Origin of the sequence: Flaviramulus multivorans, assembly GCF_021728415.1 — a bacterium.
Classification (GTDB): Bacteria; Bacteroidota; Bacteroidia; order Flavobacteriales; family Flavobacteriaceae; genus Sabulilitoribacter; species Sabulilitoribacter multivorans.
The window spans coordinates 116,324-141,213 of record NZ_JAKKDV010000002.1 but is presented as its reverse complement, the minus strand read 5'-3'; the positions used below and the strand labels follow the sequence as shown (position 1 = coordinate 141,213).

Below are 24,890 nucleotides of genomic sequence, written 5' to 3'. Positions count from 1 at the left end.
AGCCTATGAAAATTACATTCTATGGTCACGCAAGCTTAGGTATTAAGGTAAATGATGTTGATATTTTGGTAGACCCTTTTATATCGGGTAACCCAAAGGCATCATCAATAGATGTTAATACTCTTAAAGCAGATTATATTTTAGTAACACACGCACATCAAGATCATATTTTAGATGTTGAAACGCTTGCTAAAAGAACTGGAGCGATCGTAATTTCTAATTTTGAAATTGTTTCTCATTTTGAAAAATTAGGAATTGAATGTCATCCCATGAATCATGGTGGACAGTGGGATTTTGAATTTGGTACTGTTAAATATGTGAATGCAATTCATACGTCATCATTCCCAGATGGTAGTTATGGCGGGCAACCAGGTGGTTTCGTAATTGAAGGCGAACATAAAAACATTTATATTGCAGGCGATACAGCCTTAGCCTTCGATATGAAGTTAATCCCACTTCAAACAAAGTTAGATTTAGCTATTTTACCGATAGGCGATAATTTTACTATGGGAATTGACGATGCTATTTTGGCTAGTGATTTTGTTGAATGTGATAAAGTATTAGGCTATCATTATGATACTTTTGGATATATTGAAATAGACCATGAAGATGCAAAGCGAAGATTTTTTGAAAAAGGTAAAGATTTAATGCTATTAGAAATTGGTGATTTTATAGAATTGTAGATGGTTGAAGCATCTTATAAGCAATATATTTTAAATTTTAAGCAACCCAGCGGAACGTCACGTGGGGTATTAAAAACTAAGGAAACTTGGTTTATAGTATTAAAATCGGAAAGCAAAACAGGTATTGGTGAGTGCGGTTTGTTTAGAGGACTATCTATTGATGACAGACCAGATTATGAAGAAAAATTAAAATGGACTTGTAATAATATTCATTTAGGTTTAGAAAATCTTTTGCATGAACTAAATGAATTTCCTAGCATTCAATTTGGTTTGGAAACTGCTTTTAAATCTTTAAAAAGTCAATCCCCTTTTGAAATATATCCATCAAAGTTTACGCAAGGAGACGAAGGTATTCCTATAAATGGATTGATATGGATGGGAAGTGAAGTGTTTATGAAACAACAAATTCACGATAAAATTGCAGCAGGTTTCAAGTGTTTAAAAATAAAAATTGGAGCAATTGATTTTCAAACTGAAATCAGCCTTCTAAAATCTATTAGGAAGCAATTCTCATCAAAAGATATTGAGTTACGAGTGGATGCAAATGGAGCATTTCATCCTAATGAAGCTTTGGAAAAATTAAAAATATTATCAGATTTAGATTTACATTCTATAGAACAGCCGATTAAACAAGGTCAGATAGAACAAATGTCGAAGTTATGTGAAGAAACACCGTTACCAATTGCCTTAGATGAAGAATTAATTGGAGTGTTTTTAGTAACAGAAAAACAAAAATTGTTACAAACTATAAGTCCTCAATATATTATTTTAAAGCCAAGTTTGGTTGGTGGAATGAAAGGAAGTGATGAGTGGATTGAGGTTGCAGAAAAAAATAGAATAGGATGGTGGATAACAAGTGCTTTAGAAAGTAATGTGGGTTTAAATGCTATTGCACAATATACTTATACAAAAAGAAGCAGTTTACCTCAAGGTTTAGGTACTGGAAGTTTATTTACCAACAATTTTGAAAGTCCATTACAAGTAAAAAATGGTACATTGCAATACGATAAATCAAAAGCGTGGGAATTTAAATTATAATTATGGACTACATACAACAAGCATATAAAGGCAAAAATGAAATTTGGATGTTTTTGCTGACATCAATACTAATTTCTGGTATTTTTATTTTGAATTTTGTTATGTATTTGTTTACATCAAAAGAAGACTTACAGGCTGCTTATGAAATGATGAAATCAATTCCTTCAAATATTTCTCTTGTTGTAAACCTTCTGCCGTTTGCTTTTTTACTTGGTTTACTATTTGCTTTAGTTAAATACCTTCATGGAAGAAGTATTTTATCATTAACCACAGCTAGGAAGAAGATAGATTGGAGAAGAATATTTTTCTCTTTTGGTTTAATAGTAGCCATTACAATAATATCATTTGCATTTTCATATTATTCTGACCCTAGTCAAATAGAAGTACAATTTAATCCTAGTAAATTCGCTATTCTTTTTTTAATAAGCATTATTCTGTTTCCATTTCAAATTGGTTTAGAAGAATATCTTTTTAGAGGTTATTTAATGCAACACATTGGTATTATCGTAAAAAATAAATGGTTTCCATTAATTTTTACATCTGTATTATTTGGAATTGCTCATAGTGCAAATCCCGAAGTAGCTGAAATGGGCTTTATAACAATGGTGTTTTATATTGGAACCGGTTTACTGTTAGGAATTATGACTTTAATGGACGACGGTTTAGAACTCGCTTTAGGCTTCCATTTGGGTAATAATTTATTAGCGGCACTATTAATAACAAGTGATTGGTCTGCATTACAAACCGATGCAATTTTCAGATATACAGCCGAAGAAGCCAATACAACCGTTTCGGAGATATTAATTCCTGTCTTGGTATTTTATCCTATTATACTTATTATTTTTTCAAAAGTGTATAAATGGAACAATTGGGGTGATAAATTGATTGGTAAAGTTGTTGAACCACCAATAGAGGACTATAAAATTTTAGAATAATAACGCTATGACACCTAATTATACCAACGTACACAACAGATTTAAGTTAAATGGATTTAACTGTAATCGTGATGATTTACAAGAAGTAGCGTATAGCTACGTTAAAGAAGGTTTAACTTATCAACAAGAAATAGGTAATTTTCTATTAGATTGGTTGGATGATAAATATTATATAAAAGTTAAAACATCTGGATCTACTGGGAAACCCAAGAGCATAAAAATAATGAAACAAGCGATGGTTAATTCAGCCATTGCAACTGGTGATTTTTTTAAGTTAGAACCAGGTGATAAAGCCTTACATTGTTTGCCAACGGAATATATTGCTGGTAAAATGATGTTAATAAGAGCGATTATACTTGGGCTTGAATTAGATTTGGTAGAACCTACTTCAAAACCTAAATTTAATACAAAAAAAACATATGATTTTTGTGCTATGATTCCTTTGCAGCTTCAGAACTCATTGGATTCTTGTAAAAAAATTAAAACGATTATAGTGGGCGGTTCAGCGGTATCAACTGAATTGAAAAATCAGCTTCAAAACTTATCCACTCAAGTATATGAAACTTACGGAATGACCGAAACCGTTACTCATGTAGCGGCTAAAAAACTTAATAATTTCAACACAACTAAAAACGAAACGGAAGCACTTTACTTTAAAACACTACCAAATATTACAATTTCGAAAGATCAGAGAGATTGTTTAGTAATTAGTGCACCTCAAATTTCAAATAATAAGATAAGAACCAATGATATTATTGAAGCACATTCACCTACTGAGTTTCAATGGTTAGGTCGGTTTGACAATATTATTAATTCAGGCGGCGTAAAATTATACCCAGAACAGATTGAAGCTAAACTTAAAGCACATATAAAAACTCCATTTTTTATCACCTCACTACCTCATAAAACTTTAGGCAATAAAGTGGTGCTTGTTTTAGAAGGAGAATCAAATCAAATTGATATTTCAATTTTTAACGTTTTAGAAAAGTTTGAAAAGCCTAAAAATGTATTTGCGGTTGAGCAATTTGTTAAAACGAGTACAGGTAAAATTCAACGTAAAAAAACGTTGAAAAAATTAAATCTATAAATTTCGTAACAAAATCCTTTTTCTATATACTTATACACAAATTTTAAATTATGGCATTCTTAAAACGCGTTTTATCTACAGTAATCGGAATTTTTGTATTCCTAATTATTTGTTTTTTTGGTTTAATTCTTTTGGGAGCATTATTTGGTTCAAACTCTGATGATGTTGTGAAGGTAAAGCCTAATACGGTACTTGATTTGAGGTTAGATTTTCCAATAAGAGACTATGCACCAAAAACGGTTTTTTCTGATTATCCTTTTCTAAACGAAAATAAAAAGAATGGACTTTTTAATATAATTGACGCCATCAATTACGCAGCAAATGATAACAATATAAAAGGTATTTCAATTGATAATAATTTCATTCTTGCTGGAATTTCTCAAACAAAAGCTTTAAGAGGCGCCCTTTTAAAATTTAAAGAGTCAGGAAAATTTATTGTGTCTTACGCCGATATATATACTCAAAAGGATTACTATTTAAGTTCTGTTGCAGACACAGTTTATATAAGCCCTGTTGGGATGATGGAGTTTAAAGGTTTATACTCTGAACGTTTATATTTTAAAGATTTTCAAGAAAAGACAGGTTTAAAAATGGAAGTGGTGCGTTTAGGAAAATATAAAAGCGCTGTAGAACCGTTTTTAGAAAACGAAATGAGCGATAATAATAGAGAGCAAATTTCTGTGTATCTGAATTCACTTTGGAGTGAAATAAAGCATGATATTTCTAAAAGTAGAAATATCCCGGTAGAAAGGTTGAATGTTATCGCCGATAGCTTATTAGCTAGAAATCCTAATTTAGCTAAAACCTCCCAATTAGTTGATAAAATAGCATACTACGACGAATACGTTAATGGTATGAAACAGGCTATGGGAGTAGATTTTAAAAAGGATTTAAATGTAGTTTCTATTGAAGATTATGCTAAATATACAGCAACTAAATTACTATCTAATTTCAGCAAAAATAAAATAGCTGTTATTTATGCTGAAGGCGAAATTATTTATGGCGAAGGCGATGAGAATACTGTTGGTCAAGGTGCGATGAATAAATCCTTAAAAGCAGCTAGAGAAGATGATAAAATTAAAGCTGTCGTGTTACGAATAAACTCACCCGGAGGAAGTGCTTTAGCTAGTGAACTTATTTGGCGCGAAATAGAACTTACCAAAAAAGTAAAACCGGTTATTGTTTCTATGGGAGATTTAGCAGCATCTGGAGGTTACTATATTGCTACCAATGCTGACAAAATAATCGCAGAACCAACAACTATAACAGGAAGTATTGGTGTATTTGGGATGCTTCCAAATGCCAAACAGCTAGCAGATAATATGGGTATTAATGCAGAACAAGTTGTTACAAACAAAAATGCTGTAACCTATAGTTTTTTTGAACCTATGAATGAAAATCAGTATGCTTTTATTAAAGAAGGCGTATTAGATATCTACGAATTATTTTCTCAACGTGTTTCTGAAGGAAGAAATTTATCTAGAGAACAAGTTGAGACTATTGCCCAAGGACGTGTTTGGACAGGTACTGATGCACTAAACATTGGACTAGTTGATGAGTTAGGTGGCTTGGACTTAGCATTGTCACGTGCTGCTGAAGCTGCAGGAATAGAGGATTATAAAACAAAAGAGTTCCCTGTGTATGAAAAGGACTTAGATAAAATGTTGGAAGATTTTGGTTTTATTAAAGCCAAAGAAACCATTTTAAAAGAGGAATTAGGAGAAGAGCAGTATAAGATTTATAAAGAAATAAAAGCCTTATCAAACAAAAAAGGCATTCAGTTATTATTTCCTTTTAGTACTGAGATTAAATAATAAGGTATAAATGTTGTTATAAGGGCTAAACGAGAGTTTAGCCCTTTTTCTATTGTTGCATTTTAAAATAATAGTCTAATGATCGTTTCCCAGAACCGTATACTAGAAAAAATACACATGCCAAAAGTGTTATTGTTGCTAATATTAAATTGCTAGAACTCATTTCACCAACAAAATTTATAGCTATAGCACCTATTAAAATGGGGAGTTGAGCTATAATTGCCCAACGTGTTAATAAACCAAAACCAATTAAAATACCTCCTATGAAATGAGCGGGAGCAACGTAGTGTACCATAATCATTCCACCAGCCATATTTTGCATGGGTTTAAACAGTTCAACTAGCATAGCGCTATTAGACATAAAATCAATGCCTTTTAAAAATAAAAAGACACCTAAAGCAATGCGTAATAAGTCAAGTGGTAAATAAGTGTGCTTATTAGCCCACTTATTAAGCGATTTTATTGTAGCCATGATTAGAAGTTATTGAAATTCAGTTATTAAGATACAAAAAACGCTTGAGATTGTAAAATTAAACTTGTAAAACTCCCATGTTAAATGGTTTTATAATAGGTGAGTGGTTAGCGGCTTCAATTCCCATACTTATCCAAGTTCTAGTATCCAAAGGGTCAATAATGGCGTCTGTCCAAATCCGAGCAGCTGCATAATAAGGCGACACTTGATTGTCGTATCTGTCTTTAATTTTATTGAACAGTTCTTCTTCTTTTTCAGGTGTAATTTTTTCTCCTTGTTTTTCCAGGGAAGCTTTTTCAATTTGTAACAACACTTTAGCAGCAGAGTTTCCACTCATTACAGCAAGTTCAGCACTTGGCCATGCAACAATCAATCTGGGATCATAAGCTTTTCCACACATAGCATAATTACCAGCACCATAACTGTTGCCTATAATAATAGTGATTTTGGGAACTACCGAATTACTAACAGCATTTACCATTTTCGCACCATCTTTTATAATGCCACCGTGTTCACTTTTACTGCCTACCATAAAGCCAGTAACATCTTGTAAAAAAACTAAAGGAATTTTCTTTTGATTGCAGTTAGCAATAAAACGAGTAGCCTTATCGGCGCTATCATTGTAAATAACACCTCCAAATTGCATTTCTTTAGGTTTTGTTTTAGAACCTTTTGTCTTTACAATCTGCCTTTGGTTGGCAACAATACCAACTGCCCAACCATCAATTCTAGCATAACATGTTATTATAGTTTGTCCGTAACCAGCTTTATATTCGTCATATTCAGAGTTATCGACTAACCTTTTTATTATTTCATACATGTCATATTGGTCAGCACGACTTTTGGGTAGAATGCCATAAATATCTTTTGGATTTTCATAGGGTTTCTTAACATCAATTCTGTTAAAACCAGCTTTGTCATAGTCACCAATTTTATCAATGATATTTTTAATTGTGTCTAAAGCGTCTTTATCATCTTTTGCTTTATAGTCCGTTACGCCACTAACCTCGCAATGTGTTGTTGCTCCGCCTAAAGTTTCATTATCTATAGTTTCACCTATCGCTGCTTTAACCAAATAACTGCCAGCTAAAAAAATACTTCCAGTTTTATCAACTATTAAAGCTTCATCACTCATAATAGGTAAATAGGCACCACCAGCAACACAGCTTCCCATAACAGCAGCAATTTGTGTAATACCCATACTACTCATAATGGCATTATTTCTAAAAATACGACCAAAATGTTCTTTATCTGGAAATATTTCATCTTGCAATGGCAAATAAACCCCAGCAGAATCAACCAAATAGATTATCGGTAACCGGTTTTCAATAGCTATTTCCTGTGCTCTTAAATTCTTTTTGCCAGTAATAGGAAACCAAGCACCAGCTTTAACAGTGGCATCGTTAGCCACCACCATACATTGTTTCCCTTTTATGTAACCTATTTTTATAACAACACCTCCAGATGGACATCCACCATGTTCTTTGTACATGTCTTCTCCAGCAAAAGCTCCAATTTCTATAGACTTTGAATTAGCATCTAATAAATAATCTATGCGTTCCCTTGCACTCATTTTACCCTGAGCATGCAGTTTTTCTATACGCGATTTTCCTCCTCCAAGTTTCACTTTACTCAGGCGGGTTTTAAGTTCAGATACTAAAAGTTTATTATAATCTTCGTTTTTATTGAAGTTGATATCCATGTATTTTTTCTTTGAGGCTAATGTACAAAAGTTTCAAAAATTTTATTGGGTTTGTTAATGAAATCATAAAATATATAACATGGAAATATATTCCTTGGAATATATTATTTTTTAATCTATATTTGTACTATAAAATAATAATATGAGAAATATAGTAGCCTTTGCAGGCAGTAATAGTAAAAAATCAATTAACAAACAACTTGTTACATATGCAGCTAGTTTAACCGAGAATAGTAATATTAATATTTTGGACTTAAACGATTTCGAATTACCTGTTTTTGGTGTGGATTTAGAAAATAAGAATGGTTTTCCGGATAACGTGCATAAATTTTTAGAGCACATAAAATCGGCTGATGGTATTATGATTTCTTTAGCAGAGCACAACGGAGCTTATTCGGCAGCATTTAAAAATTTATTTGATTGGATGTCTAGAGTTGAAGGTAAAACATTTTTTGGAAAACCGATGCTTTTAATGGCTACATCACCAGGTGCTAGAGGAGGTGCTTCAGTTTTAGCAATTGCAAAAGATAGATTTCCAAGACATGATGCTAATATTGTAGAAACCTTTTCATTACCACTTTTTGATGAGAACTTTTCAGAAGGAAAAATTACTAATGAGGAATTAAATGATGAATTGGTTGGCAAAGTAAAAACATTTAGCAAATCACTTTAGCATGAATATCAAGCACAATCAAGGTGAAAATAAAGGAAGTTTTTATGTTGAAGTCGATGACATGATTTTAGCACAAATGACTTATACAGTAGCAAATAGTGATAAAATTATTATTGACCATACTGAGGTTGACCCTTCGTTAAAAGGACAAGGTGTAGGTTATAAATTAGTAGAATCTTCAGTAGAATTTGCTCGAACAAATAATTTAAAAATATTGCCTTTGTGTCCGTTTGCAAATGCTGTTTTTAAAAAGAAAAGTGACTATTCAGATGTTTTATTTTAACATATAATCATGGGAGACTTATCAAAAGATATAAATTCAAAATTTGTTAATAATAGAGTTAAAGCTTTAATAAATATATTATATACAGCAAATTGGATTACGAGTCATCAAAACGAATTTTTTAAATCCTTTGGTATTTCACCACAGCAATATAACATCTTAAGAATTTTGAAAGGAGCAAATGAACCCTTAAATGTTCAAGTTATAAAAAATAGAATGATTGAGCGGTCACCAAATGCTACGCGTTTGATGGATAAATTATGTGCTAAAAATTATATTGAACGTTGTCCATCTGAACATGATAGAAGGGTGGTGAAAATAAAAATAACACAGCAAGGAAAAGATTTATTAGAATCCATTCCTAATAATTTTAATAAGGATTTATTAAAGAATTTAAATGAAGAAGAGGCAGAACAATTAAGTATGCTGCTTGATAAAATGAGATAATAAAAGAAAGGAAAGAAAATGAAAACAGTAATTCATAAAGCCGAAGACAGAGGGTTTGCAAATCATGGTTGGTTGCAAGCAAACCATTCATTTAGTTTTGCAAACTATTTTGATAAAGATAAAATTCAATTTGGAGCACTGCGAGTATTAAATGATGATATAATAGCACCAAATATGGGTTTTGGAACCCATCCACATGATAACATGGAGATTATTACGATTCCATTAAAAGGTGTTTTAAAGCATCGCGATAATATGGGTGATCAATGGATACCAGTAGTACCCGGCGAAGTTCAAATTATGAGCGCCGGGACTGGTGTGCAGCATTCCGAAATTAACGGGTCGTCGAAGGAGCATTTAAGTTTGTTTCAAATTTGGATAATTCCAAATAAAAGAAATGTTGAACCACGATATGATCAAAAAAAGTTTAATGAAGAAGGAAGAAAAAATGAGCTTCAAACTCTAGTAACATCTATTGATGGAAACCATGACGGAAGTTTGAAAATTCATCAAAACGCTGTGATTTCAAGAATAGATTTGGATAAAGATTCTACATTTGAGTATCATATGAAAAACAAAAATAATGGCGTTTATGTGATGACAATTTTCGGAAATCATACTATAAATGGTAGTTCGCTAGAAGCTAGAGATGCCGCAGGAATTTCAGAAACTGATAAATTTAGTGTAACAACAAATGAAGATTCAGGGCTTTTGTTTATTGAAGCCCCTTTAAATTAATTTTAGTTTGATTAATAGCAAAAAGCATCCAAAATGGATGCTTTTTTTATTTTAAAAATACGATATTTGTTTTTCTAACAACTAAGACAAATTAAGAACTAAATTATGGCAATGAATAAAAATACAGTATTGGCTTGGGCAACAGTACTCATGATAATTATGGGGATAATATTAATACTAATGGGAGCTTATCGATATGATGATGTTGCAGGCTGGGGTTTTGCAACCGTTGGTATAGGATTTTTTGCTATTGCTTGGGTGTTTAATGCTTTAAAAGGACGCGTATAACATGAGTGACGATAAGAAAGTAATATTTTCAATGTCTGGATTAACCAAGACATTTCAAGGTGCCAACACACCCGTTTTAAAGAATATTTATTTAAGCTTCTTTTATGGCGCTAAGATTGGAATTTTAGGACTTAATGGTTCAGGGAAATCTACGCTTTTAAAAATTATTGCTGGAGTAGATAAAAATTTTCAAGGTGATGTTACCTTTTTACAAGATTACACGGTTGGATATTTAGAACAAGAACCTATTCTTGATGATAGTAAAACCGTTATGGAAGTTGTTCGAGAAGGTGCAGCTGAAACTGTAGCAATTCTTGATGAATACAATAAAATAAACGACCAATTTGGTTTAGAAGAAGTTTATTCTAACCCAGATAAGATGGAGAAGCTCATGAACCGACAAGCTGAGCTTCAAGATCAAATTGATGCTGCCAATGCGTGGGAATTAGATACCAAGTTAGAAATAGCTATGGATGCACTTCGAACCCCAGATGGCGATAAGAAAATCGCTGTACTTTCAGGTGGTGAGCGTCGTCGTGTTGCTTTATGCCGTTTACTATTGCAGGAGCCAGATGTATTGCTTTTAGATGAACCTACTAACCATTTGGATGCAGAATCAGTACATTGGTTAGAACATCATTTAGCACAGTATAAAGGAACTGTAATTGCGGTAACCCATGATAGATACTTTTTAGATAATGTTGCTGGCTGGATTTTAGAGCTGGATAGGGGTGAAGGCATTCCTTGGAAAGGGAATTATTCATCATGGTTAGATCAAAAATCTAAGCGAATGGCTCAGGAAGGTAAAGCCGCTTCCAAGCGACAAAAAACTTTAGAACGAGAGTTAGAATGGGTTCGTCAAGGAGCAAAAGGGCGTCAAACAAAACAAAAAGCACGTTTAAAGAATTATGATAAGTTAATGAGTCAAGACCAAAAACAACTTGACGAAAAGCTTGAAATATATATTCCAAACGGGCCACGTTTAGGAACCAATGTAATTGAAGCTGTTGGAGTTAGTAAAGGGTATGATGACAAATTACTTTACGAAGATTTAAATTTCAATCTTCCGCAAGCAGGAATCGTAGGTGTAATCGGACCAAACGGTGCTGGTAAAACTACCATTTTTAGAATGATTATGGGAGAGGAAACACCTGATAAAGGAGAGTTTAAGGTTGGTGATACCGCAAAATTAGCTTATGTGGATCAAAAACATTCTAATATAGATCCTGAAAAATCAATCTGGCAAAACTTTAGTGATGAACAAGAGTTGATAATGATGGGCGGTAGGCAAGTAAACTCGCGCGCCTATTTAAGTCGTTTTAATTTCAGTGGAAGTGAGCAAAATAAAAAAGTAAAGTTACTTTCCGGTGGTGAGCGTAACCGCTTGCATTTAGCCATGACTCTAAAAGAAGAGGGGAACGTATTATTATTAGATGAGCCAACAAACGACCTTGATGTAAATACCTTGAGAGCTCTGGAAGAAGGTTTGGAAAACTTTGCAGGTTGCGCGGTTGTTATTAGTCACGATAGATGGTTTCTAGACAGGATTTGTACGCATATTTTGGCTTTCGAAGGTAATAGTCAAGTTTATTTCTTTGAAGGGAGTTTCTCAGAATATGAAGAGAATAAGAAGAAACGTTTAGGCGGTGATTTAATGCCAAAACGAATAAAATATAAAAAATTAGTAAGATAAAATGTTAAGAACGCTCACTTAAAAGTGGGCGTTTTTTTAGTTATCACCACCATACATATGGCCTTCGGTAAAATCTTGATAAGGTTTTTCTTTTTCCTCGGCTATCTTTCTATTAATCTCATCTAAACGCTCATTTTCTTTTTTAAGCTTATAAGATTTTCTGATTCCTAAGAGTAGTAAAATACCAAAAAAAACAGTTACAATAATTAGCACGGTAACGATGCTAGATTGGTCAATAAGTAGAAAAGTAGCGAGTTGGTTAAGTAGCATAATTAATGCACAAAGTTGTTTTTGTTACTCAAATATAGCACAATTAATTGATTAGAACAATGAAAAATATATTTGGATAATGTTTGTAACATTTTGTAAACTTACTATACCAACAATTAAAAGCAATTTAAATTTTAAAAGTCATCTTTTTTAACGAAATTGCTTGTCCGTAAAATTGTTCAACCTTAAAACACAAACCATATTATGTCCGATGATTTTGATTTATTAGAAACCTCTTCAAACGAAAAAACCGAAAAAGTAGATGTTAATTGGGGTAAAGCCATTGACACTATGAAATCTAAATTATCTCAAGAGGATGATCCTGAAGTACGCCAAAAAATATTAAATGCTACACTTGATGATGTGGTACATATGGCTGAAAAAGATAGGACTACGCTTTTAGATGCCATTAAAGATTTGACAGATTATCAGGACGAAGTTGGTATTATTTTCGAAAAATTTTCTTCCTTAAACGCTACCGAGCAAAAAGTAATTGACGATGCTCAAAAGGCTTTAGAACGCGCTAAAATTGAACTTGAAGATGCTCAAGCAAAACCAGACACTTGGTGGAATAACCTTTGGGGACGCAAAAGCAAAATAGCTAAAGCTGAATTGGCATTAAAAGAGGCAGAAAAAGCAAGAGCTGGAGCCGATAATAAAGCAAAAGCCATGTTTCAAGAACGTATTGAAAGCGCTGATGTACAAACCTTGTTAAGTGAATTATCATATAAATCGCAAGCAGCAGTATCACGTTTAAAAAATCGCGAAGTTGAGATTAAAGAAGTTGAAGATAAATTACAAGACGCCATTGTTGAAGCTACTAAGAATCATACTAAAGCTTTAGAAAAGAAAAAGGAGGTAGAAGCTAAACTAGAAGAGCAATATGCTTTATTAAAACAAGCTCGTCAAGAATTAGAGGATATAGTTGATAAACAATCAGCTCAGTATGCCGAGGCTATCGGTAAAGTTACTGGACTTGAGCAAAAGGTTGAAGAATTAGAAGGACTTAAAAATGCCTACACAACATTGGCTGCTAGTAAAGACAGTTTTGTTCACAAGCACAATTTAACAATTAAAGTGTTAACATCTTTACGTAGTAACTTACAAACACATCGTGCTAAATTAAAGAGTGATACCGAAGAACGTCTGAAGTATTACGATGGTTACGTTGTGGCTTTAAAAGCAAGAACCGATCAGGAATTTGCGGCTATTCTGGAGCATTTAGGGGTAAAAACCGATGAGCATATTGGTGAAACATTAGCGTCAATGCATACCGCAAGTGCTAAAGCGCGTCAGGATATGATGGATAACATTCCAGTACACGAAAAAGTGATGCAAGGTGTTTACAGTAGTTATGCCGAGGCTTTGCAAGAAATTCGAGCCAAAGACAGCGAAATTCAAAAGAATTTTGCAGAGCGCTATGGTATTGATATGAAAGAGATTTTTGAAGACTATTATAATGCTGATGCCAATGCGCCTTCAGGTGATGATGGTAAACCAGCAGATAAGCCAAAACCAGAAGCTGGAGAAGACGATTTGTTGTCTTAAAATAATAAGGGCGTTACCCCGATAAAAATCGGGGTCAGGCTTTCCGCTAAATCTTTTTAATATGTTATTCCTGCAGAGGAATCCATAATAAAAAGGATAACGCTTCAATCCTTAACGCAAACCAATTTACAATTGTTAATTATCAATTGAAAAAATGTCCATAAACCATATAGTAACACCATTAGATTCAGCGATTCTCGACTCTAAAGAGCACTATGTTTTTTATCATAAAATGATAGACTTTGCTTTTAAAGAGCTTATTGTAGCGGTACAACGTCAAAAACTTTGTAGTGAACAAGAGGTGTTGTTATTTAAACAATATTGCGATTTATTATTGTACTCTATTGAAGCCATGCGTATAAAATATATGTATGATGATGAAGACAATATGAAGGTTGATTTAACCGAGTCGGGATTCCCTAACTATTTAGAATTCAGATATCTATTTAATGATTTGGAGTTGCGTGATGAGTATATGGGAAAGTTAACCCCAATAGCAACTTTAAAAGAAGAGTTTTTAACAACCTTGATGCATAAAAAACAGACTATTAAAAGAAGTAAACTGTTTCAAGCAGCATCAATAGTGTATTATTCTTCAGTTAATAAGCAATTCATTTTTAATCGCTTTGTACAAGGTAAAATTTTAAGTGCATCGCAAGGTGCTCCTGCCGATTTATTAACCAGTTGGAGCTTCTATGATGTATCACATAATCGACCCTTTATATGCTTTATGTACTTTAACTATGATGGTAATAGAGTAAATGATTATAAGGATGATATTTATGAGGTTTTAAAAACAGTAGCCGATAGGGATATGACCTTAGATACTATGGCTTATACTATTGATAGAAAGCTGCCAAAAGTGTCGCCAAAACTTATAAAACGTATCGATTTGGGGCCAATTCACAATGTATTTGCAAAAGATGAAAACGACATAACCCATGCCATTTTAGAGAGTATTTCAAAAAAAGAAATCCCATTAGAATCGTATGCTATTTCATTTAAAATGGATGAGGTTAAATCTAACAGTGAGTTTAAAGAAGGTGGCTTTTTTAGTAAACAAATCCTTCAAAAGTGGGACGATGTATTTAAACAAAATTATGTGTTAGCACCACATCGTATCATACAATTATTGTACAACAAAACACCAGATGTTATGAATAGGTTAGCTAAAGCGCCTATTGAATTAGCAGATTTAAAAATAGATTTAAAAAAGTAACAGTCGCAGTCACAGTATTTAGTTTTGCAAACTGCGACTGAAAACTTATAAAACATGGAACACAATTCTACATTCCCAATAAAATTATCTGAACTCGATATGCTTCGTGATGAAGCAGCATCTTATCTAAAAAGTGTACAATGGGAGCAAGGTGCACGAGCTAAAAACAAAGATAAGGACGCAAAGGACGAGTCTATTTTATTGTATTTATCACGTGCCAATAATGGTACGAATACGGCTGAAATCACATCAGTTTCCAAAACGATTTTAGCCTTAAAAAAACGACTTTTACCAGATTCGGTGGCTATTCCTATTTACTTAAACCAAACACTTTATGCCGTTCAGGAAGGATTAACACTAGGTATTTGGATAAAAGACAGTTATTATGACGCCTCAGGGTTATCTAGCTTAAACGAAAATAAATCAGCTTTAGACACTAATGGAAAGCGTGAGTTTGAAAGTAAAATGCATACGGCTACGGCCTTTATGTTATTTGCAACATCCTATAAAATATTAAACGAGTTAAAACCTTATGCGTCGGATGATTTAAGTGTTATGAAGCGAAAGTTCGCAGGCATTCCCGAAGTGTCATTAATGTCACCATTAAAAGGAGTTTCGTGTAGCTTATTTTATTACGATAAATATTTAGGACATCCAGATATTATAAAATCTGATAAAGATGTCATTGATTTTACGGTGGTTTATTTTGAGGCTTTGATTGATGAAATTCAATTGCGTAAAAGTAGTTTGGAATACACCGAAACTATTGAAGATAGAACCTATAAACTTGAAAACTCTGATTTTGCAGTTTCGGGATGGAGTAATGTTTTTCAAGGTGCCGCAAAAAGTGTCGAGTTTAATAAAATTCAATTTGAACAAATTGTAGGAAATCGTGATGCAAAACATTTTGCACGTCGATTAACAGAGCGCATGTTGAGTTACGATTTTGTTGCTAAAAAGAATCCATTTCAAGAATTGGGTGGTTTTATGCCCGTGTTTATGGGCTACGGTATTCCTGGTACAGGAAAAAGCATGTTGATTGCTGCTATTGCAACACGTTTAAAAGAACATTGTGATACGCTCGATATCCCATTTTTGTTTCACCCGATGCCAGATACGCTTATTTCAACGTTTCAAGGTGGTTCTGCTGAAAAAATGGTAGAGTGGATGAAACCTTTACAAGACCCAACTAAACTTATTTTTGCGCCTATAGATGATGCCGAAAATAATTTACAAGAGCGTACAGCTCAAGGTGTTTCGGCAGGTGTTAAAGAAGTTATAGGTGTATTTTTACGATATACGGAAGGTGCTTATGCGGTAAATTATGGGAATAGCTCCATTGGGTTATTTACCAATTTACCTGAAATGCTTGATAAAGCGGTTATTTCGCGTGTACAAGGGCGTTTTAAAATTGATGGCGCCAGAACAGAACACGACTTTTTAGACCAAGATCATTTGTGGTGGCGAAAACTAGACGAAACGATGCCAAATTTTGTGAACATGCAAGGGCCCGAAAATTATAGTTATCTCCAAGATCAAGGATTGGCAAAAAATATGGGTGAGATTTTGAATGTAACTGATAAACCGACCGAGGAGCGTGTTCATGAAGTTTATGATAAGGTGGAGAAGCAATTTAAAACCAATCAGCATTTGTTTTATGCCAATTTATACAAGGAAATGCAAAAGGCATTCCCCTTTTTCTCTTCGCGTGATGTTCGAAACATTCAAAGTGCTGTGTCGTTGCGATTAACCGATTTTGATTTAGAAGAAAACTGGTTTGAAAATCCTGAAATTTATTTCAAACAAGATTATGAAACCAAGTTTAATATGCTTCAAGAGCTGATGCGTGCTAATATGAAAGGTTTGGATTTTTCAGAGATTCGTCGACAGGAAGTCGTACGTTATTTGGATAATGTGGCTACCATTGCTGATACCGATTTCAAACGTAAAGTTGATGCTAGAGTCAATCAATTAAACATTGAAACAGCGGCTAGAAAAACATTTGATAATGAGTAGTAATCGTTTAAAAAACATACAAAGCACTTTGCTTTCTGATAATCATTATATTCTTAAAAAATACAATTTTCAGTATTTGATGGATAATGGTACATGGGTAAATCAAATGCGAGAAGTTTACGATAGAGGTGATGGTGCAGGAATATTACTTTATAATAAAGAAAAGCAAACAATAATCTTAATAAAGCAGTTTAGAATGCCCACGTATTTAAATGACAATAAAGATGGGTTTATTATTGAAATATGTGCCGGTTTATTAGATAAAGACAACCCTGAAGCTTGCATTATTAGAGAGGTTGAAGAAGAAGTAGGCTATAGAATTAAAACGGTTAAAAAAGTGTATGAAGCATACTCATCACCTGGAGTTATGACTGAAAAAATGCACTTTTTTGTGGGAGAATATACAGATACTATGAAAGTTAACGATGGAGGCGGGTTGGATAGCGAACATGAAGATATTGAGGTTCTTGAAATTCCGTTTACTGAAGCCATTGATATGCTTAATAGCGGAAAGATTGAAGATACTAGAACCATTGTGTTGTTACAATATGCCCAAATTAATAGGTTATTAGATTAGTATGGACAAACTAAAACAAGCCAATTTATATAGAAGTGAATTAATACCAGTAAGTGGAAAGCTGGTTGAGCGTTATAATAAATGCTTGGTAAAACTTGGGTTTACAGCAACTAAGCTTAAAACATTTTCTATTGATGGTATTGGATGGAGCCCTGAAGTTGCCGAAGAGAAAGATGACCTAAACTATTTAAATAACGGCGAAGCAAATCCTCACGGAATTCTTATTTCACCATTACAAAAAGGAAAGCCCGTGTATTTGCCTATTCACACTTTTGATAGAGACATGATGAAATATGTTTTTAAAATTCATGGTGAGAAAATTAAAGATATTACCCGAGATTGTGCAATTTGTTTAGATTTTGATCAAGGTATCGATGCTTTTTACGAACCTTTAGATGTTTTAAAATATAATAATGTTACCATTCATTTTCATCTCATAGATAATTTAGATAAAATTCAAAAAACGCAGTTAGAATTGGTTGACACTTTTAATCGAGATAATAATTTTATTGATGAAACTATTCATCAACAATTACTGGATTCGGCTAAAAAATATGGCGATTTACGCTATCGTGATTTAGATTTACACGAACTTCAATTCACAACAAACTCCTTTTACACCAGAGCTTTTGGAGGCGTTTATATACTACGAGATTTTATTTCACCTATTGTTGTTTTCGAAGATTTAAAATGGTACAAAGAAGCCATAAAGGATACTAATTATGATGTGCTTATCTACCATATAGAGCAACCCGAACTTATGGATAAGTTACGTGATCATATAATAATTGAATATGATTTAGAAAAAGTTGTAAAAACTGAACGTTACGAGCGTATCAAGAAATTCGAGTTTGCACAGTATTTAAAAAAGACACAACATCCTGTAAGGGATATATTGAACGACCCTATTTTATATAAAAGTTATTTAAATAAGTTAGATATCGAATCGCGAAAAAAGGTGATGAGTGTAGAACGTTATTTGGAAAAACTGGAAAACAGCAATGAGTTTAAAATAGCTGATATTGTCGATTTAAAATTCTTTGAGTCATTACACGAACCGCATTCTTCGTTAGATGTAAAACATCAAGATTTAATCTGGAAATTGTTGGTTAATATAGCTCCTAAAGATGTTTTGTATTGGTATTGGTACGATAAGGAAACGTTTTATGAAAGCTTTAAAACATGGGACGATTCCCTTAAAGATTGGGCTATTGAAACTATTAGTAACAATATTTAATAATTATAGACTAATTTTATAAATAGTCTTTTAAAAATATAACCATGACACTAGAACTAATCATTTTTATCGCATCCATACTATTTGGAGCATTAATATACTGGAGAGAATCTCACGGAAACGGTTTATATAGATTTTTTAATAAACTTATGTATTCGAAGGAATTACAAATGAAACCTAATGATAAGACAGGGTTCGTATACCAACAAAAGTTTATTATAAGGCTAGTATTTATTGGCTTTCTGTTTTTAATGGGTATTGTAGTTACGCGATTTTTAATTCCTATTGATTTAGCAACCATTTCCATTTTTGCATCTATGATTGTTGGAACGCTAGTCGGAACTTATTTAGCTAATTTTATATTTAAATCAAGTGAGGTTATTGAAGAAAAAAGTGATTCCTTAGAAGACATCGTTCATGATACTATTGAAAAAGGAAAGGATTTTATTGAAGATTTAAAAACAAAAGATGCTGAAGAGGTCGTTGAAGAAACTAAAGAAGCACCAAAAACTGAAGAGAAAAGTGCCAGAGAACGATTAAAAGATAAAGGTCTATTATGATAAAGAACTACTGGAATAAAGGCAAAAAGCAAAAAACAATAACCATTATTGTTTCAATTATTCTATTGATAACATTATTTGTTTTACGTGATGATTATCAACCGGCTTTACTATTTCTTCGAAAATATATATTCGTTATTCTGTTAAGCGCCATTGTGTTATTTTTTGGATTACGCAAGTTTAGAAGAAGCCCTAGTACCAGCGGTAGACTTGGTATTTTGGCATTATTAGTTATTTTCTTTGGGATATTATACGTTGTAGGTTGGCACTTTAAAATGTATGATTATATGAAAACCTACAATGTTTTTAATAATCTGAATAAAGTTGAGATAAACGAGTTACCATTAACCCAAAATGAGCGTATTCAACCTTTACGAAACATTTTTTCTATGGCAAATGAAAGCGTTGGCGAAACTAAAGATGTATCGCTTCCACATTTAGTAAGAATTGGTAATGAGAACAAATGGACCATGGCAATTCAGCCTACCGAAAAATATGTATGGCAGGGAATGACTGATAACACCGAAGAGGTTTTTGCTGTATCCAGTACCACACCATTTCCAAGGTTTTCAAGTGAAAATAGAATATCCGTTACGTTTTCAATAGGCGAGTCGTTAAAATTTAGTAGAAACACCTATAATGCCGTAGTACAGCGCTTTAATTTCTTTCAGTTATTCACCATGGAACCTAGCGATACCTATTATATGAAAAACGATACAGGGCAATGGGTACAAGTAGTTAGTTTAATAAAGTGGAAAGGTTTTTTATTCCCATATCCAACTTTTGGTGGTGTGATGGTTGTTAATAGTGGAGAGCACGATTTTAAAGATTATTTGGAGCGTATTTTGATAGGAAAAGGCACTTATATAAGTCCGGATGAAATGAAAAATTATCCGTACTTAACACGTCAAAACACATTAGCTGAAAAAGTATCACAGCTTCAGGCAGAGTCGTTAAAGTTTTTAGGCGGATTCAGCGATCCGTTACCTTGGAATATGGAAACCGCTGTAAAAATTCCAGAAATGCCTAAAGACCAGAACCAGCAACCTTATGTAACTGATTTTGATTTTTCAGACACAAATACAGATGCTTATAGCGGACTGTATCATTGGTTTGGTTTAGAACCTGTAGGAAATGAGCGTACTAGTTTAACCTTTAGTGTTTTAATTCCAGCTGATGGAACCGATAAGTTGTACTATTATGATCATGCTTCAAAAAAGCAAGGATATGCAGGTGTTTCTGCAATGCCTTTAAAAGTGAAAGAATCACGTAAAGAATATGATTGGACAGCCAATACGCCAGTAGAATTTAGACCCTATATAAAAGACATAGCAGGTAGAAAGCGTATGTTTTTTATGGGAACGGTGTCGTCTATCAGTGATAAAAATGCACAACAATTTGATGGTTCTGCGACACCAGATTTAGTATTGATTGATAGTGAATACAGGGATGTGGTTTGGATTGATGTAAAACACCCAAGCCAATGGGATAAAACGGTTTACGACCAATTAAATGAAGCATGGAGAGCTAGTGAAGGTATAGGCTATTATTTTACTGAAGAAACAAAAAATATTGAGTTAGGTGAAACGGTACTAGACTCTATTAATAAAATTATTCCAGTAAAGGATGATAAGACTGAATTGTTAGAAAAACTTCAAAGGCAGATTGATTCGTTGAAGGCGGTTGGTGACTAATTTCTAAAACACCAATTCCATCTTAATATTACTGCGCTTATAGGGGCTATCTGCTTCTACAGGAATTTCAACAAAGCCGTATTTTCTATAAATATAAATAGCATTTTCTAACTTGGTGTTAGAATAGAGTATAAGCTTAGGTAACCTCATTGACTTTGCAAAATCAATGCAATACTGCATCAATTTTTGACCTATTTTATAACCACGATAGTTAGGTGAAACTGCCATTTTTGTGAGCTCAAATAAACCTTTCTCTCTCATAGGCATTAAAGCAACGGTACCAACAATAGTATCGTTAAGTTTTGCAAAAAATATGTGACCTCCTTTATTAATAATGTATTTATCTGGATTGCTTAAAACTTCTTCATCAAAGGGTTCTACATAAAAAAACGTTTCCAACCATTCTTTATTTAATTCATAAAAATCCTTAGAATATTGTTTTTCAAAAGAAATAATATCAACGGTCATTAGCTCTAATAAAATCAGTTATTAAATAAGTAATTAGTTTACCAACTTGGTTAGCTGTTTTTTTGGTTGGTGCTGCTTCACAAATATGTAAATAACAGGCGTTTTCATGTCTTGCAAATACATTTAAAAAGCGTCTTGTTTTAGCGACACTAAACCCACTTGGAGTTATAGCACTACTTGGTATATTTTCAATAGTATCACAATCTATTTCAATGCCAAATTTCGCTTCAGACACGTGTTTCAAAGCATTTTTGAGTTCACTTTTAAATTTAAGTTCATCTCTAACTTCTAAAGCTTCAAACGTATTATACTTTATGTTTTTAAATTTGTTAAGTGTTTTAAAAATGGCATCAGACGTATAATTTTCATGTATTCCAAAAATAAAATAGTTACCTAAAAACCCTTCCGCGAAAGCGTAACTAAAACCATTACCACTGTGTCTGCCTTCTTCAGGTCTAAAATCAGAATGCGCATCAAAATTAATAACGTTTATGGCCTTACTTAAAGCTAAACTAGTTCCTTTTATATTCCCGTACGCATTATTATGTCCACCACCTACTATGATAGGTTTTTTGCCTGCAAGTACAATTTGATGAATTAAATCGGAAACATATGAGTCAATAATTTCCACAATTTTTCTAGCCTTTATAACATCCTTTTTTTTCCATGGATTTAGGTTTGATGCTTCAAGCAATTCATCAGAAAAATCTAAATGTCCAAGAATTAAAACCCTATTAGCTTTTGTAAATTGGTTATTTTGAATATTTAATAAAATTTTTAAAGTAGCATCCCAAGCTTTTGAAGTGCCCGTATTTCCTAAGTTTGCGAATACTCCAACATCTTCAGGTATACCAAAAATTACATAGTCAACGTCTAAATTTTTAAGTTGCTCGTATATATTGGAAATGCGGGTTAATATTTGAACATTTTGACCAAATTTGGATTCACCGGAGCGTTTGTTTAATAATTTATTACGAGTCGTATTGTTAAATAAAACCAGTTTATCCATGAAAAAATATAGTTTGGATATAAAAATACATCATTAATTAAAGCATTTAAATAAAAATATAAAAATTAAAACAAGATTAACTTTTAAGAACACTAAAAACAAGTAATTATGGAAAACAACAAAAGCAGCATGGGGCTTAAAGTAGCATTAGGTATTGCAGTAGTTTTATTTTTGGCAACTGGATTTTATACCATGAACTTATACTCTAACAGCAAAAAAGTAGAGAAAGATTTAACTGAGCAGAAAGAATTAGTAATGAATGATTTAAACGCTATGGCTAAGCAATATGACGAAGCTATAGGAGAGAATGAAGTAGCTAACAATAATTTAATTGAAGCTAGAGCACGTATTCAAGGTTTAATTGATTCATTAAAAATATCGGAGACTAACGTAAAAAGTTTATGGAGATATAAGCAAAAATACATGTCTTTACAAAAAGAAATGGACGTATTATTAGCTCAAAACGATTCTTTAAAATTAGAGAATTCTTATTTAGCTACGTCTTTAGATAGTACAAGAGTTCGTTTAGAAGAGCGTACAATTTTCACAGATTCTTTATTAGTACAAAACAATGCTTTAGCTGAAGTTGTATCTAACGCATCAGTACTTACCGCTGTAGATTTAAAAGCTTCAGGTGTTATTGTTAGAACTTCTGGTAAAGTAATCCCTACTGAAAGAGCTAGTCGTAGTGATAAAATTAGAGTTTGTTTTATTGTTGCTAAAAACAAGTTGATTCAAGCAGGTGAGCAAGAATTATATGTTCAAGTAATTGATTCTAAAAACAACACTTTAGGTTTAAATGAGCAAGTATCATTTGGTGAGAAAACTTTAAACTATAGCTTAATTAGTAAGTTTAACTACGAAAACGACAACTTAAACATTTGTGAGTTTATAACTTCTAATGGTGATTTTGCTACAGGACGTTATATAGTAAACGTTTTTAATGAAAAAGATTTAGTTGCAACTTCTGAGTTTACGCTGAAATAATATTGATTATAACACTTAATTGAAAAGTCTCAAACGTAATGTTTGAGGCTTTTTTTATTTATAGAAGGCTATAAATTTGAATACTGTAAATATTAATATACTTTAGTTTAAATTTTTAAATAATGCAAACCATAGGTTTAATAGGTGGAATTACTCCACAATCTACCATTATGTATTACGAGGTTTTGAATAATCTTGCAAGCAAATATTTTGGAGAAAATCATTCATGTAAAGTTATCATTAATTCGGTTGATTTTGCTGAGATTTCAAAATTGCAAAAGGAAGACAGATGGGATTTATTAAATGATATTATGGCAAATGCCGCTAAAAGCTTAGAGGCTGCCGGTGCTAAAAGTATTTTAATTTGTGCAAATACCATGCACTTAACTATAGAAGCCGTAAGAAAATCTGTGAGTATTCCCGTTATACATATAGCTGATGCCACATCGGAAAAAATTAAAGAGAAAAATCTAAAAACCGTAGCTCTTTTGGGTACAAAATATACTATGGAAAATGATTTTTTTACTAAAATTTTAGAATCTCATGGTATAAAGGCCATGGTGCCAAATCTTGAAGATAGAAATATAATTCATAATATAATCTATAAAGAACTGGCAAAAGGTGTTTTTATCGATGCATCTAAACTTGTTTATTTGCAAATTATAGAAAAATTAATAGATGATGGGGCAGAAGGTGTAATTTTGGGTTGCACTGAAATACCATTGTTAATTAAGCAAGAGGATGTTAGTGTGCCTGTTTTTGATACTACAACAATACATGCAACTAAGGTATTTAACGAAGCTATAAATTTATGAATCCAAACGAATTACATGTTAATTTTTTAAACTCCTTTAGCAGTATTTCAGAAAGGAATATTGAGGAACTTCTTAAAATTACTGAGTTAAAATCTGTAAAAGGAGGGACTCAAATTGTAAAGTTGAATGAAGTACCATCAAAGGTGTATATGCTTGTTTCAGGTGTTATAAGATGTTTTTTAAGCACCGAATCTGGTAAAGAGTTTAATAAAAGTTTTTATTTGCCCTTTAGTTTTGTTGGACCTGTTACGGCGTTAATTCAAAAAAAGCCTTCTTTATTTGTTTTTGAGGCACTCACAGATTGTGAAATTTATGAAGTTGATTATTATAAATTAATGGATTTATGTAAAAAGGATGAATCTCTTAATATGTTGTATGCTAAAGTTTTAGAAACTGTATACATGACTTATGAAAAGCGTTTAGTAGAGTTAATATCTTTAGATGCGAAAAATCGATATATTGAATTAAAGCGACAAATACCAGATGTTGAATATTTAATACCTCAATATCATATTGCTTCTTATTTGGGTATTACAGCTGTACAGTTAAGTAGAATAAGAAAAAAAATAGCTAAGGATTAACATTTGTTAATTATTAATTACATGTTAAATTCTATATTTGACTTGATTTCCTTTCA

Annotated in this window: 26 protein-coding genes; 21 read left to right on the top strand and 5 right to left on the bottom strand. The window is 32.6% G+C overall.

Annotation, left to right across the window (positions count from 1 at the left end; genetic code table 11):
• Positions 1 to 5: 5 nt before the first annotated feature.
• From L3X39_RS05450 to sppA, 5 genes are read left to right on the top strand one after another with little or no spacing between them, the layout of a single operon-like run.
• The gene (locus L3X39_RS05450; RefSeq protein ID WP_237230761.1) at positions 6 to 683 is read left to right on the top strand and encodes a metal-dependent hydrolase; all 678 of its coding nucleotides are present in this window, start codon (positions 6 to 8) and stop codon (positions 681 to 683) included.
• Entirely contained in the window at positions 684 to 1,721 is a 1,038-nt protein-coding gene (locus L3X39_RS05445) for an o-succinylbenzoate synthase (protein ID WP_237230760.1), read from the top strand. It abuts the gene before it with no gap.
• Between the two features lie 2 nt (positions 1,722 to 1,723).
• On the top strand, positions 1,724 to 2,656 hold the full coding sequence (locus tag L3X39_RS05440) for a CPBP family intramembrane glutamic endopeptidase (protein WP_237230759.1): 933 nt from the start codon (positions 1,724 to 1,726) through the stop codon (positions 2,654 to 2,656).
• Between the two features lie 7 nt (positions 2,657 to 2,663).
• Positions 2,664 to 3,743 carry an AMP-binding protein gene (locus L3X39_RS05435; protein WP_237230758.1) on the top strand — a complete coding sequence of 360 codons (1,080 nt, stop codon included), beginning with the start codon at positions 2,664 to 2,666 and terminating at the stop codon, positions 3,741 to 3,743.
• A 50-nt stretch (positions 3,744 to 3,793) separates the two neighbouring features.
• Positions 3,794 to 5,557, top strand: coding sequence for a signal peptide peptidase SppA (gene sppA / locus L3X39_RS05430; protein WP_237230757.1), 1,764 nt, complete (start codon positions 3,794 to 3,796; stop codon positions 5,555 to 5,557).
• Positions 5,558 to 5,606: 49 nt separating this feature from the next.
• On the opposite strand, the gene L3X39_RS05425 is transcribed toward sppA, so the two are convergent.
• Both L3X39_RS05425 and L3X39_RS05420 read right to left on the bottom strand, forming a co-directional pair.
• Positions 5,607 to 6,029: a DoxX family protein gene (locus L3X39_RS05425; protein ID WP_237230756.1), complete on the bottom strand. Its 423-nt coding sequence runs from the start codon at positions 6,027 to 6,029 to the stop codon at positions 5,607 to 5,609.
• 58 nt (positions 6,030 to 6,087) lie between these two features.
• Positions 6,088 to 7,731 (bottom strand): acyl-CoA carboxylase subunit beta, encoded by a 1,644-nt coding sequence (locus L3X39_RS05420; protein ID WP_237230755.1) that lies wholly within the window; start codon positions 7,729 to 7,731, stop codon positions 6,088 to 6,090.
• A gap of 142 nt (positions 7,732 to 7,873) precedes the next feature.
• Here L3X39_RS05420 and L3X39_RS05415 point away from each other — a divergent pair, with 142 nt between their 5' ends.
• The 6 genes from L3X39_RS05415 to ettA all read left to right on the top strand — a co-directional run bounded on the left by L3X39_RS05415 (position 7,874) and on the right by ettA (position 11,853).
• Positions 7,874 to 8,404 (top strand): NADPH-dependent FMN reductase, encoded by a 531-nt coding sequence (locus L3X39_RS05415; RefSeq protein ID WP_237230754.1) that lies wholly within the window; start codon positions 7,874 to 7,876, stop codon positions 8,402 to 8,404.
• A gap of 1 nt (position 8,405) precedes the next feature.
• The gene (locus L3X39_RS05410; protein ID WP_237230753.1) at positions 8,406 to 8,687 is read left to right on the top strand and encodes a GNAT family N-acetyltransferase; all 282 of its coding nucleotides are present in this window, start codon (positions 8,406 to 8,408) and stop codon (positions 8,685 to 8,687) included.
• 9 nt (positions 8,688 to 8,696) lie between these two features.
• Positions 8,697 to 9,134 (top strand): MarR family winged helix-turn-helix transcriptional regulator, encoded by a 438-nt coding sequence (locus L3X39_RS05405; protein WP_237230752.1) that lies wholly within the window; start codon positions 8,697 to 8,699, stop codon positions 9,132 to 9,134.
• An 18-nt stretch (positions 9,135 to 9,152) separates the two neighbouring features.
• Entirely contained in the window at positions 9,153 to 9,872 is a 720-nt protein-coding gene (locus L3X39_RS05400; RefSeq protein ID WP_237230751.1) for a pirin family protein, read from the top strand.
• A 105-nt stretch (positions 9,873 to 9,977) separates the two neighbouring features.
• Positions 9,978 to 10,160, top strand: coding sequence for a CAL67264 family membrane protein (locus L3X39_RS05395; protein ID WP_237230750.1), 183 nt, complete (start codon positions 9,978 to 9,980; stop codon positions 10,158 to 10,160).
• A gap of 1 nt (position 10,161) precedes the next feature.
• Positions 10,162 to 11,853 (top strand): energy-dependent translational throttle protein EttA, encoded by a 1,692-nt coding sequence (gene ettA, locus L3X39_RS05390; protein ID WP_237230749.1) that lies wholly within the window; start codon positions 10,162 to 10,164, stop codon positions 11,851 to 11,853.
• 36 nt (positions 11,854 to 11,889) lie between these two features.
• On the opposite strand, the gene L3X39_RS05385 is transcribed toward ettA, so the two are convergent.
• Positions 11,890 to 12,123, bottom strand: a complete 234-nt coding sequence (locus L3X39_RS05385; RefSeq protein WP_237230748.1) for a hypothetical protein — start codon at positions 12,121 to 12,123, stop codon at positions 11,890 to 11,892.
• Between the two features lie 204 nt (positions 12,124 to 12,327).
• Here L3X39_RS05385 and L3X39_RS05380 point away from each other — a divergent pair, with 204 nt between their 5' ends.
• From L3X39_RS05380 to L3X39_RS05350, 7 genes are all read left to right on the top strand, one after another.
• Positions 12,328 to 13,671, top strand: a complete 1,344-nt coding sequence (locus L3X39_RS05380) for a coiled-coil domain-containing protein (protein WP_237230747.1) — start codon at positions 12,328 to 12,330, stop codon at positions 13,669 to 13,671.
• Between the two features lie 154 nt (positions 13,672 to 13,825).
• Positions 13,826 to 14,890, top strand: a complete 1,065-nt coding sequence (locus tag L3X39_RS05375; protein WP_237230746.1) for a hypothetical protein — start codon at positions 13,826 to 13,828, stop codon at positions 14,888 to 14,890.
• Between the two features lie 54 nt (positions 14,891 to 14,944).
• Positions 14,945 to 16,906 carry an AAA family ATPase gene (locus L3X39_RS05370; RefSeq protein ID WP_237230745.1) on the top strand — a complete coding sequence of 654 codons (1,962 nt, stop codon included), beginning with the start codon at positions 14,945 to 14,947 and terminating at the stop codon, positions 16,904 to 16,906.
• Positions 16,899 to 17,483 (top strand): NUDIX domain-containing protein, encoded by a 585-nt coding sequence (locus L3X39_RS05365; protein ID WP_237230744.1) that lies wholly within the window; start codon positions 16,899 to 16,901, stop codon positions 17,481 to 17,483. Before L3X39_RS05370 ends, L3X39_RS05365 begins: the two co-directional genes overlap by 8 nt.
• A gap of 1 nt (position 17,484) precedes the next feature.
• Positions 17,485 to 18,720, top strand: a complete 1,236-nt coding sequence (locus tag L3X39_RS05360; RefSeq protein ID WP_237230743.1) for a DUF6638 family protein — start codon at positions 17,485 to 17,487, stop codon at positions 18,718 to 18,720.
• A gap of 44 nt (positions 18,721 to 18,764) precedes the next feature.
• Positions 18,765 to 19,280 carry a hypothetical protein gene (locus L3X39_RS05355; protein WP_237230742.1) on the top strand — a complete coding sequence of 172 codons (516 nt, stop codon included), beginning with the start codon at positions 18,765 to 18,767 and terminating at the stop codon, positions 19,278 to 19,280.
• The gene (locus L3X39_RS05350) at positions 19,277 to 20,974 is read left to right on the top strand and encodes an energy-coupling factor transporter transmembrane component T family protein (RefSeq protein WP_237230741.1); all 1,698 of its coding nucleotides are present in this window, start codon (positions 19,277 to 19,279) and stop codon (positions 20,972 to 20,974) included. Before L3X39_RS05355 ends, L3X39_RS05350 begins: the two co-directional genes overlap by 4 nt.
• Before the next feature lie 3 nt (positions 20,975 to 20,977).
• Here L3X39_RS05350 and L3X39_RS05345 read toward each other — a convergent pair whose 3' ends face one another.
• Positions 20,978 to 21,442, bottom strand: coding sequence for a GNAT family N-acetyltransferase (locus L3X39_RS05345; protein ID WP_237230740.1), 465 nt, complete (start codon positions 21,440 to 21,442; stop codon positions 20,978 to 20,980).
• Complete coding sequence (locus L3X39_RS05340; RefSeq protein ID WP_237230739.1) at positions 21,432 to 22,451, bottom strand: formimidoylglutamase; 1,020 nt, start codon at positions 22,449 to 22,451, stop codon at positions 21,432 to 21,434. Before L3X39_RS05340 ends, L3X39_RS05345 begins: the two co-directional genes overlap by 11 nt.
• A gap of 108 nt (positions 22,452 to 22,559) precedes the next feature.
• On the opposite strand from L3X39_RS05340, the gene L3X39_RS05335 reads away from it, so the two are divergent.
• From L3X39_RS05335 to L3X39_RS05325, 3 genes are all read left to right on the top strand, one after another.
• Entirely contained in the window at positions 22,560 to 23,438 is an 879-nt protein-coding gene (locus L3X39_RS05335) for a DUF8428 domain-containing protein (RefSeq protein ID WP_237230738.1), read from the top strand.
• A 122-nt stretch (positions 23,439 to 23,560) separates the two neighbouring features.
• On the top strand, positions 23,561 to 24,253 hold the full coding sequence (locus tag L3X39_RS05330) for an aspartate/glutamate racemase family protein (protein WP_237230737.1): 693 nt from the start codon (positions 23,561 to 23,563) through the stop codon (positions 24,251 to 24,253).
• Positions 24,250 to 24,834 carry a Crp/Fnr family transcriptional regulator gene (locus tag L3X39_RS05325; RefSeq protein WP_237230736.1) on the top strand — a complete coding sequence of 195 codons (585 nt, stop codon included), beginning with the start codon at positions 24,250 to 24,252 and terminating at the stop codon, positions 24,832 to 24,834. Before L3X39_RS05330 ends, L3X39_RS05325 begins: the two co-directional genes overlap by 4 nt.
• The last annotated feature ends 56 nt before the right edge of the window (positions 24,835 to 24,890 follow it).

Bases quoted from the DNA above. Each gene is read 5' to 3' on its own strand.
- L3X39_RS05450 (WP_237230761.1), top strand. From the start codon at position 6: ATGAAAATTACATTCTATGGTCACGCAAGCTTAGGTATTAAGGTAAAT.
- L3X39_RS05445 (WP_237230760.1), top strand. From the start codon at position 684: ATGGTTGAAGCATCTTATAAGCAATATATTTTAAATTTTAAGCAACCC.
- L3X39_RS05440 (WP_237230759.1), top strand. From the start codon at position 1,724: ATGGACTACATACAACAAGCATATAAAGGCAAAAATGAAATTTGGATG.
- L3X39_RS05435 (WP_237230758.1), top strand. From the start codon at position 2,664: ATGACACCTAATTATACCAACGTACACAACAGATTTAAGTTAAATGGA.
- sppA (WP_237230757.1), top strand. From the start codon at position 3,794: ATGGCATTCTTAAAACGCGTTTTATCTACAGTAATCGGAATTTTTGTA.
- L3X39_RS05425 (WP_237230756.1), bottom strand. From the start codon at position 6,029: ATGGCTACAATAAAATCGCTTAATAAGTGGGCTAATAAGCACACTTAT.
- L3X39_RS05420 (WP_237230755.1), bottom strand. From the start codon at position 7,731: ATGGATATCAACTTCAATAAAAACGAAGATTATAATAAACTTTTAGTA.
- L3X39_RS05415 (WP_237230754.1), top strand. From the start codon at position 7,874: ATGAGAAATATAGTAGCCTTTGCAGGCAGTAATAGTAAAAAATCAATT.
- L3X39_RS05410 (WP_237230753.1), top strand. From the start codon at position 8,406: ATGAATATCAAGCACAATCAAGGTGAAAATAAAGGAAGTTTTTATGTT.
- L3X39_RS05405 (WP_237230752.1), top strand. From the start codon at position 8,697: ATGGGAGACTTATCAAAAGATATAAATTCAAAATTTGTTAATAATAGA.
- L3X39_RS05400 (WP_237230751.1), top strand. From the start codon at position 9,153: ATGAAAACAGTAATTCATAAAGCCGAAGACAGAGGGTTTGCAAATCAT.
- L3X39_RS05395 (WP_237230750.1), top strand. From the start codon at position 9,978: ATGGCAATGAATAAAAATACAGTATTGGCTTGGGCAACAGTACTCATG.
- ettA (WP_237230749.1), top strand. From the start codon at position 10,162: ATGAGTGACGATAAGAAAGTAATATTTTCAATGTCTGGATTAACCAAG.
- L3X39_RS05385 (WP_237230748.1), bottom strand. From the start codon at position 12,123: ATGCTACTTAACCAACTCGCTACTTTTCTACTTATTGACCAATCTAGC.
- L3X39_RS05380 (WP_237230747.1), top strand. From the start codon at position 12,328: ATGTCCGATGATTTTGATTTATTAGAAACCTCTTCAAACGAAAAAACC.
- L3X39_RS05375 (WP_237230746.1), top strand. From the start codon at position 13,826: ATGTCCATAAACCATATAGTAACACCATTAGATTCAGCGATTCTCGAC.
- L3X39_RS05370 (WP_237230745.1), top strand. From the start codon at position 14,945: ATGGAACACAATTCTACATTCCCAATAAAATTATCTGAACTCGATATG.
- L3X39_RS05365 (WP_237230744.1), top strand. From the start codon at position 16,899: ATGAGTAGTAATCGTTTAAAAAACATACAAAGCACTTTGCTTTCTGAT.
- L3X39_RS05360 (WP_237230743.1), top strand. From the start codon at position 17,485: ATGGACAAACTAAAACAAGCCAATTTATATAGAAGTGAATTAATACCA.
- L3X39_RS05355 (WP_237230742.1), top strand. From the start codon at position 18,765: ATGACACTAGAACTAATCATTTTTATCGCATCCATACTATTTGGAGCA.
- L3X39_RS05350 (WP_237230741.1), top strand. From the start codon at position 19,277: ATGATAAAGAACTACTGGAATAAAGGCAAAAAGCAAAAAACAATAACC.
- L3X39_RS05345 (WP_237230740.1), bottom strand. From the start codon at position 21,442: ATGACCGTTGATATTATTTCTTTTGAAAAACAATATTCTAAGGATTTT.
- L3X39_RS05340 (WP_237230739.1), bottom strand. From the start codon at position 22,451: ATGGATAAACTGGTTTTATTTAACAATACGACTCGTAATAAATTATTA.
- L3X39_RS05335 (WP_237230738.1), top strand. From the start codon at position 22,560: ATGGAAAACAACAAAAGCAGCATGGGGCTTAAAGTAGCATTAGGTATT.
- L3X39_RS05330 (WP_237230737.1), top strand. From the start codon at position 23,561: ATGCAAACCATAGGTTTAATAGGTGGAATTACTCCACAATCTACCATT.
- L3X39_RS05325 (WP_237230736.1), top strand. From the start codon at position 24,250: ATGAATCCAAACGAATTACATGTTAATTTTTTAAACTCCTTTAGCAGT.